General features: G+C 42.9%; 14 protein-coding genes and 1 pseudogene. 5 read left to right on the top strand and 10 right to left on the bottom strand.

The annotated features are described in order from the left end of the window. Window position 1 precedes the first annotated feature (1 nt). From nuoH to ndhC, 7 genes are all read right to left on the bottom strand, one after another. The gene (gene nuoH / locus FTV03_RS01720) at window positions 2-1,018 is read right to left on the bottom strand and encodes an NADH-quinone oxidoreductase subunit NuoH (RefSeq protein ID WP_078191100.1); all 1,017 of its coding nucleotides are present in this window, start codon (window positions 1,016-1,018) and stop codon (window positions 2-4) included. Window positions 1,019-1,021: 3 nt separating this feature from the next. Continuing rightward, the gene (gene nuoG / locus FTV03_RS01715) at window positions 1,022-3,700 is read right to left on the bottom strand and encodes an NADH-quinone oxidoreductase subunit NuoG (protein ID WP_180039658.1); all 2,679 of its coding nucleotides are present in this window, start codon (window positions 3,698-3,700) and stop codon (window positions 1,022-1,024) included. Between the two features lie 11 nt (window positions 3,701-3,711). Next, window positions 3,712-5,043 carry an NADH-quinone oxidoreductase subunit NuoF gene (nuoF, locus tag FTV03_RS01710; RefSeq protein ID WP_180039656.1) on the bottom strand — a complete coding sequence of 444 codons (1,332 nt, stop codon included), beginning with the start codon at window positions 5,041-5,043 and terminating at the stop codon, window positions 3,712-3,714. Next, entirely contained in the window at window positions 5,040-5,549 is a 510-nt protein-coding gene (nuoE, locus tag FTV03_RS01705) for an NADH-quinone oxidoreductase subunit NuoE (RefSeq protein WP_078191103.1), read from the bottom strand. Before nuoE ends, nuoF begins: the two co-directional genes overlap by 4 nt. Window positions 5,550-5,563: 14 nt before the next feature. Next, window positions 5,564-7,351, bottom strand: coding sequence for an NADH-quinone oxidoreductase subunit C/D (gene nuoC, locus FTV03_RS01700; RefSeq protein WP_078191104.1), 1,788 nt, complete (start codon window positions 7,349-7,351; stop codon window positions 5,564-5,566). Between the two features lie 87 nt (window positions 7,352-7,438). Next, the gene (locus tag FTV03_RS01695; RefSeq protein ID WP_078191105.1) at window positions 7,439-8,116 is read right to left on the bottom strand and encodes an NADH-quinone oxidoreductase subunit B family protein; all 678 of its coding nucleotides are present in this window, start codon (window positions 8,114-8,116) and stop codon (window positions 7,439-7,441) included. A gap of 6 nt (window positions 8,117-8,122) precedes the next feature. Continuing rightward, window positions 8,123-8,671: an NADH-quinone oxidoreductase subunit A gene (ndhC, locus tag FTV03_RS01690; protein WP_078191106.1), complete on the bottom strand. Its 549-nt coding sequence runs from the start codon at window positions 8,669-8,671 to the stop codon at window positions 8,123-8,125. Window positions 8,672-9,238: 567 nt separating this feature from the next. On the opposite strand from ndhC, the gene FTV03_RS01685 reads away from it, so the two are divergent. Beyond that, the gene (locus tag FTV03_RS01685; RefSeq protein ID WP_180009319.1) at window positions 9,239-9,595 is read left to right on the top strand and encodes a hypothetical protein; all 357 of its coding nucleotides are present in this window, start codon (window positions 9,239-9,241) and stop codon (window positions 9,593-9,595) included. Between the two features lie 92 nt (window positions 9,596-9,687). Here the strand turns inward: FTV03_RS01685 and bfmS are convergent, their stop codons facing one another. Continuing rightward, window positions 9,688-11,349, bottom strand: a complete 1,662-nt coding sequence (gene bfmS, locus FTV03_RS01680) for a sensor histidine kinase BfmS (protein WP_180039654.1) — start codon at window positions 11,347-11,349, stop codon at window positions 9,688-9,690. 45 nt (window positions 11,350-11,394) lie between these two features. Continuing rightward, window positions 11,395-12,111, bottom strand: coding sequence for a response regulator transcription factor BfmR (bfmR, locus tag FTV03_RS01675; RefSeq protein WP_067764711.1), 717 nt, complete (start codon window positions 12,109-12,111; stop codon window positions 11,395-11,397). Between the two features lie 588 nt (window positions 12,112-12,699). On the opposite strand from bfmR, the gene FTV03_RS01670 reads away from it, so the two are divergent. From FTV03_RS01670 to FTV03_RS01660, 4 genes are all read left to right on the top strand, one after another. Next, entirely contained in the window at window positions 12,700-15,531 is a 2,832-nt protein-coding gene (locus FTV03_RS01670) for a ribonucleoside-diphosphate reductase subunit alpha (RefSeq protein ID WP_180039651.1), read from the top strand. A 143-nt stretch (window positions 15,532-15,674) separates the two neighbouring features. Then, complete coding sequence (locus FTV03_RS17860; RefSeq protein ID WP_257220656.1) at window positions 15,675-15,803, top strand: hypothetical protein; 129 nt, start codon at window positions 15,675-15,677, stop codon at window positions 15,801-15,803. A 142-nt stretch (window positions 15,804-15,945) separates the two neighbouring features. Beyond that, window positions 15,946-17,229, top strand: a complete 1,284-nt coding sequence (locus tag FTV03_RS01665) for a ribonucleotide-diphosphate reductase subunit beta (protein ID WP_078191110.1) — start codon at window positions 15,946-15,948, stop codon at window positions 17,227-17,229. A gap of 169 nt (window positions 17,230-17,398) precedes the next feature. Beyond that, window positions 17,399-17,773: a DUF805 domain-containing protein gene (locus FTV03_RS01660; RefSeq protein WP_180039649.1), complete on the top strand. Its 375-nt coding sequence runs from the start codon at window positions 17,399-17,401 to the stop codon at window positions 17,771-17,773. A gap of 13 nt (window positions 17,774-17,786) precedes the next feature. On the opposite strand, the pseudogene FTV03_RS01655 reads toward FTV03_RS01660, so the two are convergent. After that, window positions 17,787-17,897, bottom strand: a pseudogene (locus FTV03_RS01655) (IS701 family transposase); the annotation flags it as partial.

The raw sequence follows: 17,897 nt of genomic DNA, 5'->3' as shown, positions 1-17,897 counted from the left end.
CTTAGGCCTGATTCATCAGAATCACAGCACCAGTTACCAGAAGGTTAACCAACGCCAATGGCAAGCAAATTTTCCAACCAAAGTTCATGACTTGGTCATAACGTGGACGCATTAAAGAACCACGAGCCAAGACAAACATCATTACAAAGAATGCTGTTTTAATAATGAACCAGAACGCAGCTGGAATGAATGGAATATCTAGGTTGAAAGGCGCTAACCAACCACCGAAGAATAAAGTCACGATTAATGCCGAGATCAGTACAACGTTGACGTATTCCGCAACGAAGAACATCCCCCATTTCATACCGCCGTATTCAACATGGTAACCTTCCGCCAATTCTTGTTCTGCTTCTGGTTGGTCAAATGGATGACGGTGAGTTACCGCGACACCCGCAACCACGAAGATCAAGAAACCTAAGAACTGAGGAATAACAAACCAAACATCACGTTGAGCTTCAACAATTTCACGCATGTTGAATGAGCCTGCAATCGCAACCACACCCATCAGTGAAATACCCAAGAACACTTCATAAGAAATGGTTTGAGCAGCAGAACGTAAACCACCAAGTAATGCGTATTTGTTATTTGATGACCAACCACCGAACAATACTGCGTATACCGCAATACCAGCCATTGCCATAAAGAACAATAGACCGATGCTCATGTCTGAAACACCTAGATAAGGTGAAACAGGAATAACCATGAACGATAGCACCGCAGTTGCCATCGCAACTGCTGGAGCCATACGGAAAGTCAATTTGTCAGCAAATTTTGGTGTCCAGTCTTCTTTGAACATGATTTTCAGCATGTCGGCAACAATCTGGAACATACCGCCCGGACCTACACGGTTCGGACCGTAACGGTCTTGCCACAAGCCGAGTAAACGACGTTCAATAAAAGACATCAACGCAGCAATCAATACCACAACCAGTAAGATCACAATTGCTTGAAGAACTGAATAGGCGATTGGCCAGTTTTCAGCCCACAGCGGCGTTTGACGGATTAATTCTTGTTCCATGAATTACACTCCTACCGCGACTGAAACAGGTTCTGCAAGCGATACTGTAGGTGCTAGACCCACTGGGTAACCGATATAACCTGTAGGTAAGTATTCAATCACTTGAACTGGAAGGACGATTTCAGCATCCCCTGCTTTCACAGCGATACGTTGACCATCTTGAACATTTAAGCGTGCTGCATCTTGTTCACCCACAGCAAACATTGCTTCAGGAATACGCGATTCCATCGCAGGTGTTTTCACTGTAAATTCACCAGAAGCGAAGATGTGATGCATCGGCACAAGACGGAAGCTTTCACCATTAACCGCAACAGGTGCAGGTGTAACGAAAGTACGTGCTGGACGTTTCGCTAAACGATCGAATAAACGAACGCCTGCATCACCACCTTTTAAGTGACCACCCACGTTGTCTTGGAATTTGTTCCAAGCTTGTGGAGAGTTCCAACCTGCAGACCAAGCAAATGGTACAAGTGAAGCTGGAGTTTGGTTACCTACATAACCTTCCATAGAGAACGTCAACGCAGAGTCTTTATCGACTGGTTGTTTTGGTTCATGAATAGAAAGTGGTGCGCGCATCGCAGTACGACCTGAGTAACGACGTGGTTCACGTGCCACTTTCAGACCATGTACACGGAAGCCAGCATCTGGTGCTACGTCTTGAATTGCTTCAAGTGCAGGAACGTTTTTCGCTACTGACTCGATAACATCATCAAGAAGTGTCCAAGAAATCGCTTTGCCTTTCACGCCAGTTTCAATGGCATGTAACCAGCGCCAAGATTCTTTGATCGCAAGTTCAGGTTTGTAGTAGCTTGGGTCATACACTTGGTAGAAACGTTGTGCACGGCCTTCTTGAGAGACAACAGTACCGTCACCTTCAGCAAATGAAGCAGCAGAAAGTACGATGTTGGCTTTTTTCACAGTTTCAGTTTCAGAATGATCAAGTACGATCACTTCTTTACCAGTAAGTGCAGCATTCACCTGCGCGGCTGGTAAGCGACGATAAAGGTCATTTTCCACCACGATCACGATATCGTAATCTTGTGCGAATGCTTGTTCTAAGCTTTGACCACCAAAGATCGCTAAGCCCATTGAGTTCACTTCAGGAACAGTCAATGTTAAGCCCGCATTACCAAGGTTCTGTGCAACTTGTGCAGCAGCTTCCATGATTGATGCGTCTTGTAAGCTCGTACCAGAGATGATTAATGGTTTTTTCGCAGCTTTTAAAGTGTCCGCAATAGTTTGTGCAAATGCTTTCGCATCGTCATCCAAACCTAAGATCACTTCACCTTTCACAGCAGCAGCGACCGCAAAACCTAAACGTGCAATGTCGTTAGGTGATGCAACAACTTCACCCGTTGCAACATCAGCTAAACGTGTTTGAGTTGCAGCAAGGATGTAAATCGGAGATTTCGCATCTTGAGCAATACGTTGTACAGGTTCAGCCAACCACTCTTGCGTACGGCGCTCTGCAGCCATTTCTTTAGCTTTATTTTTCGCAGCTTGGCGAACAGATAGAGCCATACGTGGCGCAGTTTGAGTCAGATCTTCACCCAAAATCAACACAGCATCGTAGCTTTCGATTTCACGCATACCAGGGTTATAAACACCTTCGGTTTGCATAATAGAAGCTGCAAGTTCAACAAGTTTTTGCTCTTTTTGAGACATACCCGTTGAGAAGTTGTCTTGACCTACAAGTTCGCGAAGTGCGAAGTTTGATTCAAGTGACGCACGTGGTGAACCGATACCCAATACTTTTTTGCCTTGGATATTTTCAATTACGGTATCCAATGCTTGGTCTACAGAAACTGTAGTTACATTTGCACCAGAGCGGAATTGTGGTTGACGTGGACGATCTTCACGGTTCACATAACCTGTACCGAAACGACCTTTATCGCAAAGGAAGTATTGGTTCACGTCACCGTTAAAGCGGTTTTCTACACGACGTAGTTCGCCATAACGTTCACCCGGAGAGATGTTACAACCTGACGAACAGCCTTGGCATACGCTTGGCGCATACTGCATGTCCCATTTACGGTTATAGCGTTCAGAGTGTGTTTTATCTGTGAATACACCTGTTGGGCAAACTTCAGTCAAGTTACCAGAGAATTCAGATTCTAAAGTACCTGATTCTGGACGACCAAAGTAAACACGCGAAGCGTTTGCATACACACCAAAGTCCGTACCACCTGCATAATCTTTGTAGTAACGCACACAACGGTAGCACGCGATACAACGGTTCATTTCATGAGAAATGAAAGAGCCTAGCTCTTGGTTGTAATGCGTACGTTTTGTGAAGCGGTAACGACGACGATCATGCTGAGTCATTACAGTCATATCTTGTAAATGACAGTGACCACCCTCTTCACAGACTGGACAGTCGTGTGGGTGGTTGGTCATCAAGAATTCAACAACAGAAGCGCGGAAATTCTTTGCTTCGTTATCTTCAATCGAGATGTAGGTATTGTCAGATGCAGGCGTCATACATGACATAACTAAACGACCGCGAGTATCTTCAGGATTCGCGTATTGAGTCACAGCACATTGACGGCAAGAACCGACAGAACCTAAGGATGGATGCCAACAAAAGTATGGGATGTCGATGCCAAGGCTAAGACATGCTTGTAGCAAGTTCTCTGAGCCGTTGACTTCATACGATTTTCCATCGACATGAATTGTAGCCATAGTCGAATTCCTTAAGCTTGTTCAACGTTGCTAGTTTGAGCTGCCGCATTTACGACTTTAGCTTCAAATTCGCCACGGAAATGTTTGAGTGCGCCCATTAACGGTTCCATCGCACCTGGAGCATGCGCACAGAAAGTTTTACCAATCCAAAGCTTACGAGTAAGTTCTTGTAAGTGATCGATATCTTCTTTCTTACCTGTGCCATCTTCCAAGGCTTTAAGCGCTTTAACCGCCCAAGGTAAGCCATCACGGCATGGTGTACACCAACCGCAAGATTCACGCGCAAAGAATTCTTCTAAGTTACGTGTCGCAGAAACCATACACTGAGTTTCATCAACCACCATGAGCAAACACGTACCTAAACGTGAACCTGCTTTCATGATGCTTTCAGCATCCATAGGAAGGTCAATGTGTTCAGCAGCAAGGAAGTCTGTAGAAGCACCACCCGGTAACCATGCTTTGAGTTTTAAACCATCACGCATACCACCAGCATGATCTTCAATCACTTCACGCGCAGTTGTACCAAATGGAAGTTCCCAAAGACCTGGGAAAGTCACTTTACCTGATGCACCGTAGATTTTAGTACCTGGATCTTTCGACTTACCTTCAGATAAACCGATATACCATTCAGGACCATGAAGCATAATTGCGGGTAAGTTGTTGTAAGTCTCTACGTTGTTAACAATCGTAGGACGACCCCAAGCACCTGCAACTTGTGGGAATGGCGGTTTAGTACGAGGGTTCGCACGGCGACCTTCAAGCGAGTTAATCAATGCAGTTTCTTCACCACAGATATAACGACCCGCACCGGTATGCACGTGTAACTCAAAGTTCCAACCAGTACCTAGGATGTTTTCGCCTAAGTAACCTTTGGCACGAATTTGGTCCAATGCTTCATTTAAGTATTGAGCCGCTTCGATGTATTCACCACGGATGAAGATATAACCTTGTGTTGCTTCTAATGTATAAGCAGCAATCAACATCCCTTCGATCAACTGATGAGGAAGTTTTTCCATCAACAGACGGTCTTTAAAGGTACCTGGTTCCATTTCATCGGCATTACAGATGAGGTAACGAGGACCTGAGTTATCATTTGGTGCCATAAGCGACCATTTGATTCCTGCTGGGAAGCCCGCACCACCACGACCTTTTACAGTCGCAGCTTTGATCACTTCAAGCACTTCTTTCGGTTGCATGCCAACAGCTTTCTTAAAGCCTGCATAACCTTCAAGTGCTTCGTAATCATCTGCACTGCGAACGTGTTCCTGTTTGCTCAAACGCCAAGTTAATGGGTGAGTTTCTGGGTTACCGTCGCCATAAATTGGTTTTGGTTCAGTATTCATACATACTTCTCCAATAACTGTTTAATTGAAGTCACTTCAACTAGACCGTGAGTGTCTTCGTCAATCATTAACGTCGGACCTTTGTCACAGTTACCTAGGCAGCAAATTGGCAATAAAGTAAAGCGACCATCTGCAGTCGTTTGACCAAATGAAATGCCTAATTCACGCTGGAATGCTTCAGCAAGTGTTTCCGCACCCATCAAGAAGCAAGCAATCGAGTCACATAATAAAATTACGTGGCGACCAACTGGTTGACGGTAAATACGGTTATAGAAAGTAGCAACACCTTCTAGGTCTGCAAGGCTCATGCTAAGCAATTGCGCAATAGCATTCATCTGTGCATCATCTACCCAGCCATTACGGCGTTGTACACACTTCAACGCATCAAGACATGCTGCGCGTGGGTACGGATAGTGACCAATGTGATGTTCGATATCGTGGATTTCTTCCGCAGTTAAAATCCCTTCAACGTTCACACGTGGTTTTTTGTCAGTCAAAATCATCATAATGCGATTACCCCTTAGCGATCCACGTCAGCCATTACGACGTCAATTGTCGCTAAATAAATGATTAAGTCAGACATTAAGCTGCCGTTAATCACAGAAGGCATTTGCTGTAAGTGCGTGAAGGTTGGTGTACGGATACGTGTACGGTAACTCATCGTTGACTTATCTGAAGTCAAGTAGTAGTTCGACGCACCTTTTACCACTTCCGCCATTACAGAGCTTTCGCCTGCTGGCATTACAGGACCCCATGACACGCTCAAGAAGTGCGTAATCAATGTTTCGATGTCTTGTAAAGTTTTATCTTTTGGTGGTGGAACAGCCAATGGATGGTCTGCTTTGTATGCACCAGAAGGCATGTTGTCTAAACATTGTTTGATGATTTTCAGTGATTCTTCAATTTCACGGAAGTGAACAAGAACACGTGCATAAGCATCGCCTTCGTACTCTAAAGGCACATCGAAGTCGTAGTTTTCGTAGCCGCTATACGGACGATATTTACGAACGTCGAAGTCGATACCTGTAGCACGTAGGCCTGTACCTGTTACACCCCAAGCCAATGCTGATTTTGCATCATACTGAGCAACATTACGGGTACGACCGATAAACACTGAGTTTTTCAGTGCCGCAGTGTAGTACTCGTTCATACGCTTCGGCATCCAATCTAGGATTTCGCGAATGAGGTGCTGCCAGTTGTTTGGCAAGTCGTGCGCTGTACCACCGATACGGAACCATGCTGGGTGCATACGGTAACCCGTGATCGCTTCGATCGCGTCATAGATTTTTTGACGGTCAGCGAACATATAGAATACAGGGGTCATACCGCCGGCATCCTGAATCGCAGTACCAATGAACAACAAGTGGTTATTGATACGGAACAATTCAGACATCATGACACGGATACATTGTGCACGGTCAGGAACGGTAATCCCTGCCATTTGCTCTACGCCAAGAACGTAAGGCATGTTTTGCGCACAACCACCTAAGTAGTCAACACGGTCTGTATACGGAATGAATGAGTGCCATGTTTGACGCTCAGCCATTTTTTCCACACCACGGTGGTGATAGCCGATGTCAGGAACACAGTCTTTCACTTCTTCACCGTCCAACTGCAAGATCACACGGAAGGCACCGTGCGCAGATGGATGGTTAGGACCCAAGTTTAGGAACATGAAGTCTTCATCATCGTTCCCACGCTTCATACCCCAATCTTCAGGTACGAAACGAAGATGTTCTTGTTCGTAATCCTGTTTCGCTTGGTTTTGGCGATAAGGCGTGTATTCGGTCGCACGTGCAGAATATTCTTTACGTAACGGGTGACCTTCCCAATATGTTGGCAACAAGATACGACGGAGCATTGGATGCCCTTCGAAGTTGATACCAAACATGTCGTAAGCTTCACGTTCGTACCAGTTGGCATTCGGCCAAATATTGGTTGCCGTTGGAATGTTTACATCATTCTCAGCTAATGCAACCTTGATACGAATATCACTGTTACGCTCTAACGATAACAAGTGATAGAACACAGTGAAGTCAGATGCAGGCAGACCATCGCGGTGTGTACGTAAACGCTCATCAACCGCAGACAAGTCAAACAGCATCACGTATGGACGTGACACCGTACGCAAGAACATTAAAACTTCTTGTACACGTGCGCGCTCAACCCAGACTGTTGGAAAGTCTTCAAAAGTCGTTTGCACGTAGAAGTTCTCACCAAATTTGGTTTTGAGCTCTTCTACAATTGCAAATGCAGGGCGGGAATCAACTGGAGTTGATTCTGGCATAGCAATGTCAGTTTCAGCCATTGGCTTGGCTTCCTATTTAATACAAATTCAGTCAATCAAAACGACAATTACACCCAGTCCGGGTGTATCAATATTTCGTCGCAGTGATTATTTAATTTCATCCATTGAGCGTAAGTTTTTCACTGCAATACGCTGTGCGTTCTTACGGTCACGTTCTGGCATCATCTTTGGCTTATACACTGGCTTAAGATCATCACCAATCACGGCCGATAAAGGACGGCGCTCAAGTTGAATCTGGTCTTGCAATAACATCAATGCCTGAATTAAAGCTTCAGGACGTGGTGGGCAACCCGGGATATACACATCGACAGGGATGATTTTATCCACACCTTGTACAACTGAATAAATGTCGTACATACCACCAGAGTTTGCACATGCGCCCATTGAGATTACCCATTTAGGCTCAAGCATTTGCTCGTACAAACGTTGAATTACAGGCGCCATTTTCATGAAGCATGTACCTGCAACAATCATCAAGTCAGCCTGACGTGGTGAAGCACGAATAACCTCGGCACCGAAACGTGACAAGTCATGCACGCCTGTTAAAGTCGTTGCATACTCTACGTAGCAGCAAGATGTACCAAAGTTAAACGGCCAAACTGAGTTTTTACGACCCCAGTTTACTGCTGTATGTGCAACATCCTCTAAACGAGTCATGAACACATTTTTATTCACTTCTTCTTCAAGCGGATCGGTAACGATTTGACGCTCTTGAAGTGGATATTGATCAGCATCCGGATTCGCACGGGTTAATGTATATTTCATCCCGTCTTACTCCTTGTCAGATGATGCAGTCGGTGACTTAGATTTCACACGACCAGATGATTGCGCTGGAATTTGACCTGTAGGGTCCATAACCAACTCTTCAATAGAGTTAAAGCGTGTGATTTCTGCGATGTCCATATTTGGTGAACCAATTTTCAACGCTTTACCTGCAGCTTTACGCTTATCAGAAGGCGCCCAATCTAATGCACCTACTTTTACCGCGTAAATTAAAGCAATCAATAAATCGACCACAAAAATAACCACGGTAGTAAAACCAAACCAGCCTGCTTCACGAACAGAAGTAGACCATGCATATAGATAAAGTGCTTCGATATCAAACACGACGAAGAAAATTGCAACTAAATAGAATTTCGCAGACAAGCGAATACGTGCACCACCAGCACCTACTACACCTGACTCAAACTGCTCTTGCTTAGCACGACCCCATGATTTACCCCCAAGGAGTAAAGGGACGGTCAGCATAAAGACGCAAAGGAATGTAACGCCGATCACGAAGGCAATAATTGCCCAATCGTATGGAGTAATGGCACTCATGCGGGGATAACTCCTGGCAGGCCTATTTATTAACAAAGAATGTATGTATTGGCCTTCAAATACACCAAACACAAAATTAATCCCGCCAATTGTACCTGATTGAGGAGGCTTCTTGCTAGCTTATCGGTATTCGTCTTTAGGATGATTTTTTAATCATTTCAGCATTTAAATTGGGTTTACTCCCTTAAAATTAGGATTAATCGCTTAATTAGATTAGATTGCATTTTTTTATTAATTATTACATTTATGTGATTTTATCAGAAAATTATGACTGTTCAGTTTCATCAACAAACCCTTCATTTCTCAGCATACACGTTCAAATTGGCGTATTTTTATCAACTGTGTCATTTATTAAATAAATACTCCCCCACCTCAACTTTGTTGTTTCTTTATTCACTTCTTTTGCTTTTGATCTTTTCTTCAAATGAAAAGCCAGCTGTATTGGTTCTATGTAAAAAGACATTTTTTTAGCTTCTTGTGGCTTTTTTGCAATTCTTTGACACGACCTATAAAGAGTGTGATATTTGTAGTTAAAACACAAAAAGCAATCACAACGGAGAGACAATAATGACTTTAGAATTTACGCATAAACCTGATTATTTTCTATCTGCGCAATTGGTGATTCACCATATTAAAAACTACTTAGATAAGCACCCTGATGCTCAAAATGCCATTTTTGATTTACGTGATATCTATGAGTTATTACGTCAAGATTTAGCTTCTGCAACCACCAACCTTAGCGGGATTATGAATATTGTAGATGAATATAAAATTGAGACTCTAAACGGCGACCAAAAACTCATTAGCAATTATTCTATCGATGCTAAAAACAACTCTTTACTCATCGATTTCAATGCAGATGCCCTTGCTGCTCTGAAAAATGGCAAACCCATTATTGAACCTGATGCAACGATTACCGAATAAATAAAAACCTGATGTAAAAAAGCCATTCAAATTGAATGGCTTTTTATATGTACCACTCGCTAAATACAGCTGAGTTAGATTTCTTAGGCTGTTTAGCTTTCATTGGCACTAAGCTCTTTACCATCTAGCTTCGGCTTATTCTTCTTAAAACGTGTCGCAGGCCATGTCATGGTAAAACGCGCCCCACCCAATGTTGGACTTCCATCAATACCAACTGTTCCACCAAACCAATAAGCAATACGGCTAACAATCGATAAACCTAAACCATAGCCCCCTGAAGCACGGGTACGACTATCATCTAAGCGTGCAAAGGCATCAAAAATACGCTTACGATCTTCTTCTGGAATGCCGGGGCCATCATCTTCAACACAGATATAGGCCATGCCTTCATCATTCACACCACCACTGATCAGCACTTTATCATCACAATAACGCACTGCATTACCCACCAAGTTTTGTACAACGCGATGTAAATAGCGACGCTCGGTTTCCACAATCACCCCAATCGGTGGTGCTTGCAATTCCAAGGTTTTCCCTGTCTTTAAGGCTTCGGTTTCAATCAAGACCTGATCTAAAACTTCAAACAAGCTGACATCTTCAAACTCTAAAGATGGCATGCCCTGTTCGAGCTTGGCATAAGTCATAATTTCATCAATCAAGGTATTGAGAGCTTCGATATCTTTGTCGATTTGTTCAACTTGCTGCTGACGGTAGTCGTAGTCGTCTTCATCCGCCATCATTTCTACACCAAAGCGAATCCGCGCCACAGGTGTTCGCAGTTCATGCGATACCGCGCGCATCAACTCACGCTGTGCTTCAATTAAACGTTCAATATGATCTGACATTGAGTTATAGCTCGATGCCAAGGTACCAAATTCATCGGTACTTTCGACAGGCAGACGTACAGATAAGTCCCCGCCCTTCATTTTATTTAACGCATAATTTACAGCACGCAGCTTACGTTGCATCGGCACCAATAGACCATAAACACCCAAGCTCAAGACAAATAAGCTTAGTAGCGTAATACCGGCTGCCAACTGAAAAGGCATCCAATTGAATAGCGGTACCGGCCCCATAACCAAGACTTCTGAAGTTGAGCTTGGAATTGGCGATACGATCGAAATAGTTGTACCGCGCTCCGTCGCACTGTCACGATACAAAATAATGCTGTGATCTAAGCGTAATCGGCCGATTTGCTCAGAATCTAAAGGTAAACTCTGAACATTTTGAATTGAAATTGGATATGAAAAATGATGCTGAATTTTTTCAAGATATTGTTTTTCTTGACCTGGGTAATAAACCAAATAATCCAGTATAAAGACAGGCAACGCCTTCATTTGGCGTTCTGAAATATTATCGGCTTTGATATACAGCAGATGCGCAGGGTCATCTTTTAAGCCAATAATAATATAGGCTGCCGTAGTTTGTGCATCCCAACGCACTACAGCTTTACGCTCTTCTATACGTTTTGTTTCCGCTCGGGTTAAATCAACCTGATTAGCTTTTACATAATAAATAGGCAACTCAAGTAGATCAGATGCATCTGACACCCAATCTGACTTTTGTTGTTCATTTGGCTGACGTGCAATACCTTCACTTATAATGAAAGCCAAACCGTCAGTAAGCGATTCACGATATTCTTGCGCGCGCTGGTAGTTGATGATCTGTACCAGCAAATAGCCAAATGTAGCGACTAAGAAGACTAATATCAGTAGTCCCGCGTAGACGCGCAAAAATATACTGTGTTTAAACACGTAAAAAGTGTCCTACTTTGCCAAACTGAGGGACGGCATTTTACATTAAATGCCGTTGGTTTCTTTTACGAATAAATAACCTTTACTACGTACGGTCTTAATACGTTTCGGGTTTTCAGGATCATCGCCAATTTTTGGACGAATACGTGAAATACGCACGTCGATTGAACGGTCTTGACCATCGTATTCAATACCACGAAGACGCTCAAAGATATCTTCACGAGAAAGAATTCGACCCGCATTAGATGCCAATAACCATAAAAGGTCATATTCCGCACTAGTAAAGTCAACCAACTCATTATTGAGCGTGACAGAACGACCACCGTTATCAATCACAAGGTCATCAAATTCGATGCGCTGTGCAACTTCATCTTCTGGTGCTTTGTCTGTACGACGTAATAATGCACGAATACGCGCAAGTAGAACGCGAGGTTGAACAGGTTTTGCAACGTAGTCATCTGCACCCATCTCTAGACCCAAAACTTGGTCCATGTCTTCGGTACGTGCAGTCAACATTAAAATTGGTTGATGGTAATGCGGACGAACTTCACGACAAATGGTTAAACCATCTGCACCCGGAAGCATTACGTCAAGTAATACCATGTCTGGTTGTTCAGCGATAATACGGCGGATTGCACGGTTACCGTCTGGTTCTACCCCAACTTCAAGTCCGTTACGGATTAAGTATTCTTGAGTTAAACGAGCAAGACGCTCATCGTCTTCAACAATTAAAATTTTAGGTAACTTTTCTTCTTGGCTCATTGATTGCCCCTTATTTGATTGGGCGTATCCTATTTGAAATCCGATAGATACGCTTAAACATAGTTTGCAATATACACACGTTTACATTGTAAACAAGATGGCATTCACGAAACTGATACATCAATATCGTATTTTGTAATAAATTTTAACCTGCCATATTTCTGCAATTTTATTTACCGATCATTTCCATGACCTATTGCTCACAATAGCAACAATTATAAATTTGGATACATTTTCATCGGATAAAAACTGACTGGTTGATTCACAACTTTTTACGCTTTCTAAAGTTATCCACAATGTTATCTATAAGCACTCTTTTTCGACTTTGCTATGCTATGCCCTTGTCGGATAAGGCATATATAACAAAGATAAAAAATAGGGATTTTTTGAGATGGATAGCTGCCAGAAACGTTCAAAGCTTTTAGTAAAATGTCAATATTGATCTACCCTAAATTTTCCCGTATCTTGTGTTCAATAAATTTTTAAACCACTAGGTCTTGTGTTTAAACCTCAAACACTGTGGCATAAAAATTGCCCAGTTCAAACGGTCCTAACATAAAAATAGATGAAAAATGGAGCTATGCTAGCATGAGCGTAACGAATTCAACCCCTGGTCAAATTCAGGTGATTAAACGCACCGGTGACGTTGCACCTTTTGATGCAGAAAAAATCTCTGTGGCGATTGGTAAAGCGTTCTTGGCCGTTGAAGGCCAGCAAAGCGCTGACTCCAGTCGTATTCATGACCGTATCTCTCAATTAACTGAGATGGTACTGAATACCTTTAACCGTCGTTTACCTTCTGGCGGTACCATTCACATTGAAGAAATTCAGGATCAGGTTGAACTTGCGCTTATGCGTACAGGTGAGCAAAAAGTTGCTCGCTCTTACGTGATTTACCGCGAACAACGTGCTGAAGCTCGTAAACAAACTGGTGCTCACCACCACCCTACTTTACAAGTGACGGGTTCAAACGGTCAGCTTAAACCGCTTGATCTTGGCGCGCTTGAGGCAAATATTGTCAAAGCAGCTGAAGGTTTAGAAGGCATCGATGTTCAAGCGATTATCGATGAGACTGTAAAAAACCTATATAACGGCGTAAAAGAGTCAGACATCTCAACGACCATGATGATGGCAACTCGTACACGTATCGAACAAGAACCAAACTATACATACGTGACTGCGCGTTTATTGCGTAATGACCTTGTTGCTACAGGTTTAGAGTTTTTAGGTTTAGATACTGACACGAACGAAGGCGACGCTTTAGAAACTTTCTTGAAGAAAGGTATCGAGCTTGATCTTCTTTCTCCAGAGCTACTTAACTTTGACCTTGCAAAATTGGCTGCTGCGATTCAACCAGAACGCTCAAACCAATTTACTTATTTAGGTCTACAAACCTTATTTGACCGTTACTTCATCCACTCAGATGGCGTACGTTTCGAATTACCACAATTATTCTTCATGCGTGTTTCAATGGGTCTTTCATTGAACGAAGACAACCGTGAAGAACGTGCGATCGAATTCTACAACTTATTGTCTAGCTTCGATTACATGGCGTCTACGCCGACTCTATTTAACTCTGGTACTTTACGTCCACAGTTATCTAGCTGTTACTTAACAACGATTTCAGATGACCTTTACAACATTTATGGCGCAATGCGTGATAACGCAATGTTGTCTAAATGGGCGGGTGGTTTAGGTAATGACTGGACGCCTGTTCGTGCGCTTAACTCGTATATCAAAGGTACGAATGGTAAGTCACAAGGTGTTGTACCGTTCCTTAAAGTTGCCAACGATACTGCCGTTGCAGTCAACCAAGGTGGTAAACGTAAAGGTGCAGTATGTGCATACCTTGAAACTTGGCACCTGGACATCGAAGAATTCCTAGAGCTTCGTAAGAACACGGGTGATGACCGTCGTCGTACCCATGACATGAACACAGCGAACTGGGTTCCTGACTTGTTTATGCAACGTGTATTCGAAGATGCTGAATGGACACTGTTCACACCATCTGAAACACCTGATTTGCATGACCTAACAGGTGCAGAATTTGCTGAACGCTATGCTTACTACGAAGGCATTGCGAAAGAAACCAACATGCTACATAAGAAAGTCCGTGCGAAAGACTTATGGCGCAAAATGTTGTCTATGTTGTTTGAAACTGGTCACCCTTGGATCACATTCAAAGACGTATGTAACTTACGTTCACCACAACAACACGTTGGTGTAGTTCACTCTTCTAACTTGTGTACAGAAATTACGCTGAACACTAACGAAGATGAAATCGCAGTATGTAACTTAGGTTCAATCAACCTTGTACAACACGTTCAAGGCGGTGTGTTAGATCGTGAAAAGCTTGCTCGTACAGTTAAAACTGCTGTTCGTATGCTCGACAACGTGATTGACATCAACTACTACGCTGTTCCTCAAGCTCGTAACTCGAACTTGAAACACCGTCCAGTGGGTATGGGTATCATGGGCTTCCAAGATGCTTTATACGAAATGAAATTGGCTTATGGTTCTGATGCTGCGGTTGAGTTCGCTGATGAATCTATGGAAGTGATTTCTTACTACGCGATTCAAACATCTAGCGACTTGGCACTTGAACGTGGTACTTACGAGACATTTAAAGGTTCACTTTGGGATCAAGGTATCTTGCCAATTGACTCTTTAGATATCGTACAAAAAGCACGTCCTGACCGTATGTTCGAAGTTGACCGTACGACACGTTTGGACTGGGATACTTTACGTACTAAAGTTCAAAAAGACGGTATGCGTAACTCAAACGTGATGGCGATTGCACCGACTGCAACCATTTCGAACATTTGTGGCGTATCACAGTCAATCGAACCAACTTTCCAAAACTTGTATGTGAAATCTAACCTTTCTGGTGAATTCACAGTGATCAACCCGTACCTAGTGCGTGCGTTAAAAGATCGCGGTCTTTGGGATTCTGTAATGGTGAACGACCTGAAACACTTCGAAGGTTCGGTTCAAAAAATCGCACGTATTCCTGAAGAGCTTAAAGCAATCTTCGCGACTGCGTTCGAAGTTGAGCCACGTTGGATTGTTGATGCTGCATCACGTCGTCAAAAATGGATCGACCAAGCTCAGTCTCTTAACCTTTACATCTCTGGTGCAAACGGTAAGAAACTTGATATGACTTACAAAATGGCATGGTTACGTGGTCTAAAAACCACTTACTACCTACGTGCATTGGGTGCGACTTCTGCTGAGAAATCAACCATTAATACTGGTGCATTGAACGCGGTTAAGCCTGCTACAGTTGCAGCACCTGTAACTGCTGTTGCGAAAGAAGAACCTAAAGCTGAAGTTGCTGCTGAAGAAGAAGGTTTTAGTCAAGCAGCTCCAGTGCCAATGGCATGTTCAATTGACAACCCTGATTGTGAAGCTTGTCAGTAATCTGACAGGTTTTAAATCCTCCCCAACCCTCCTTTAATAAAGGAGGGAGATTCCTCGAAGCAAATGGCGGGATGCAAGTCCCCCCATTGCAAAAGGGGGATTTAGGGGGATTAAAAAATTAAAAATAAATAAAGGAATCCACCATGCCACATATGACGCATAACTATCAGTTAGGGTTAATTGCCTTGGTGGTTTCCTTTATTTTGACTTTTTATGTCCCGATCGCCTATTTCTGGTTCAAGGCATATAAATCGCGTAATCAAAATAAGTAGTGGGGATATTTGCTCTACCGAACACTTTTAGAGCAGTGATCGACAAAACTTAATTTTGCTTACACAAATTGAGCGTATAGTAGGACATCTCAGCGACGCTGGATGTCTATAAAAGATATAAAGCAACGAAGAGAGAACTGTTATGTCTATCCTAAGTTGGGACGATTTCGAAGATGATGAACCGAAACAAGCTGCACAAGCTCACCAGCCTGCGCCCGTCGAACCGCAAAAAACGACTGATTCGCAAGTGGTATCTAATGCACAGCACTCATCGCCGAATTTGGCAGCTGCACAACCCGCTCGAACCAGTACAAATCGACCAACAGATCCAACCGATCCGTTGGCAAGAGCATCTAACGCTCTAGAAAATCTAGACGTTGCACCTGGCTTAGAAGAGTTAGAAATGGGTGCTCAGCGTGTTCAAGTTGACGATAAAGCGATGATCAACTGCCGCGCTGACTTAAACCAACTTGTACCGTTCAAATACGAATGGGCTTGGCAAAAATATCTAGACGGTTGTGCAAACCACTGGATGCCGCAAGAAGTGAACATGAACCATGACATCGCACTTTGGAAGTCTGAAAATGGCTTGACCGAAGATGAGCGTACCATTGTTATGCGTTCTTTAGGTTTCTTCTCGACTGCGGATTCATTGGTTGCAAATAACTTGGTTCTTGCAATCTACCGTCACATCACAAACCCTGAATGCCGTCAGTACATCTTACGTCAATCATTTGAAGAAGCGATTCACACGCACGCTTACCAATACTGTATCGAATCTTTAGGTATGGACGAAGGCGAAGTCTTCAACATGTACCGTGAAATTCCTTCAGTGGCTCGTAAAGCAGCTTGGGGTCTGAAATATACACAATCTTTAAGTGATCCTACGTTCAAAACAGGTACACCTGAAAACGACCAAATCTTGCTTCGCAACTTGATCGCGTTCTACTGCGTCCTTGAAGGTATCTTCTTCTACTGTGGTTTCAGCCAAATCTTGTCTATGGGTCGTCGTAACAAGATGAATGGTGTTGCTGAGCAATTCCAATACATCTTACGTGATGAATCTATGCACTTGAACTTTGGTATCGACATGATCAACCAAATCAAGATCGAGAACCCTCACCTATGGACTGCTGAGTTCCAAGAAGAAATCATTCAAATGATTCTTGAAGGTACAATGCTTGAAATCGAATATGCACGTGACACTATGCCACGCGGTGTATTGGGTATGAATGCAGGCATGATGGAAGAATACTTGAAATTCATCTGTAACCGTCGTTTGAGCCAATTAGGTTTACCTGAACAATTTGCTGGCGTGAATAACCCATTCCAGTGGATGTCAGAAATGATGGACTTACGTAAAGAGAAGAACTTCTTTGAAACTCGCGTAACTGACTACCAAACTGGTGGAGCGTTAAGCTGGTAATAAATTTTTCAGCGAAATATCAAAAGCGGAACCAAGTGTTCCGCTTTTTTTATGAAGAATTTCATTCACCCAAGCAAATCTATGCATTTAATTTAATTCATATTCTGCTAATATAAAACGGTATAAAAATACATTAATTAATAAAAATCACATAATAAAAGAGGACAGAATGAAAGGTCAGATATTAGATTATTCAGTACAAACCAATTCAGGCATCATCAGTGGAGATGATCAAAACCGTTATGAGTTTACAGGTGCAGAATGGCGTGGCCAAAACTCACCTAAACGTGGCGATCATGTAGATTTCGATATCAGTCCCGAAGGTCAAGCGGTTCAAGTATTCAATGCACTTGGCAGCAGTAATCCTATTCAACAAATTTCACAGCACCTCGATAAAATTTCAAACCAAGACCAAGCTGAATCAAAATTCAACATGATTGATTGGTTTGTCAAATGTCTAAAAAATTATGCCAACTTTACTGGACGTGCACGCCGTAAAGAATATTGGTTTTTTGTTTTGGTCTATCTTATCGCAATGATTTAGGACTTACGCACTATCATTTATAGATTCTCTGTGGTAGCAGATGATTTTTATCGAGAATAAAGTCATCAATGAAGTTTTTGATAATTGGTCTAAATAATTTCTTCTGCCAACGATATATATTTTC

The organism is Acinetobacter sp. YH12218, from assembly GCF_013417925.1.
In the GTDB taxonomy this organism is placed as follows: Bacteria; Pseudomonadota; Gammaproteobacteria; order Pseudomonadales; family Moraxellaceae; genus Acinetobacter; species Acinetobacter amyesii.
This window is presented reverse-complemented; position numbering and strand designations above follow the sequence as displayed.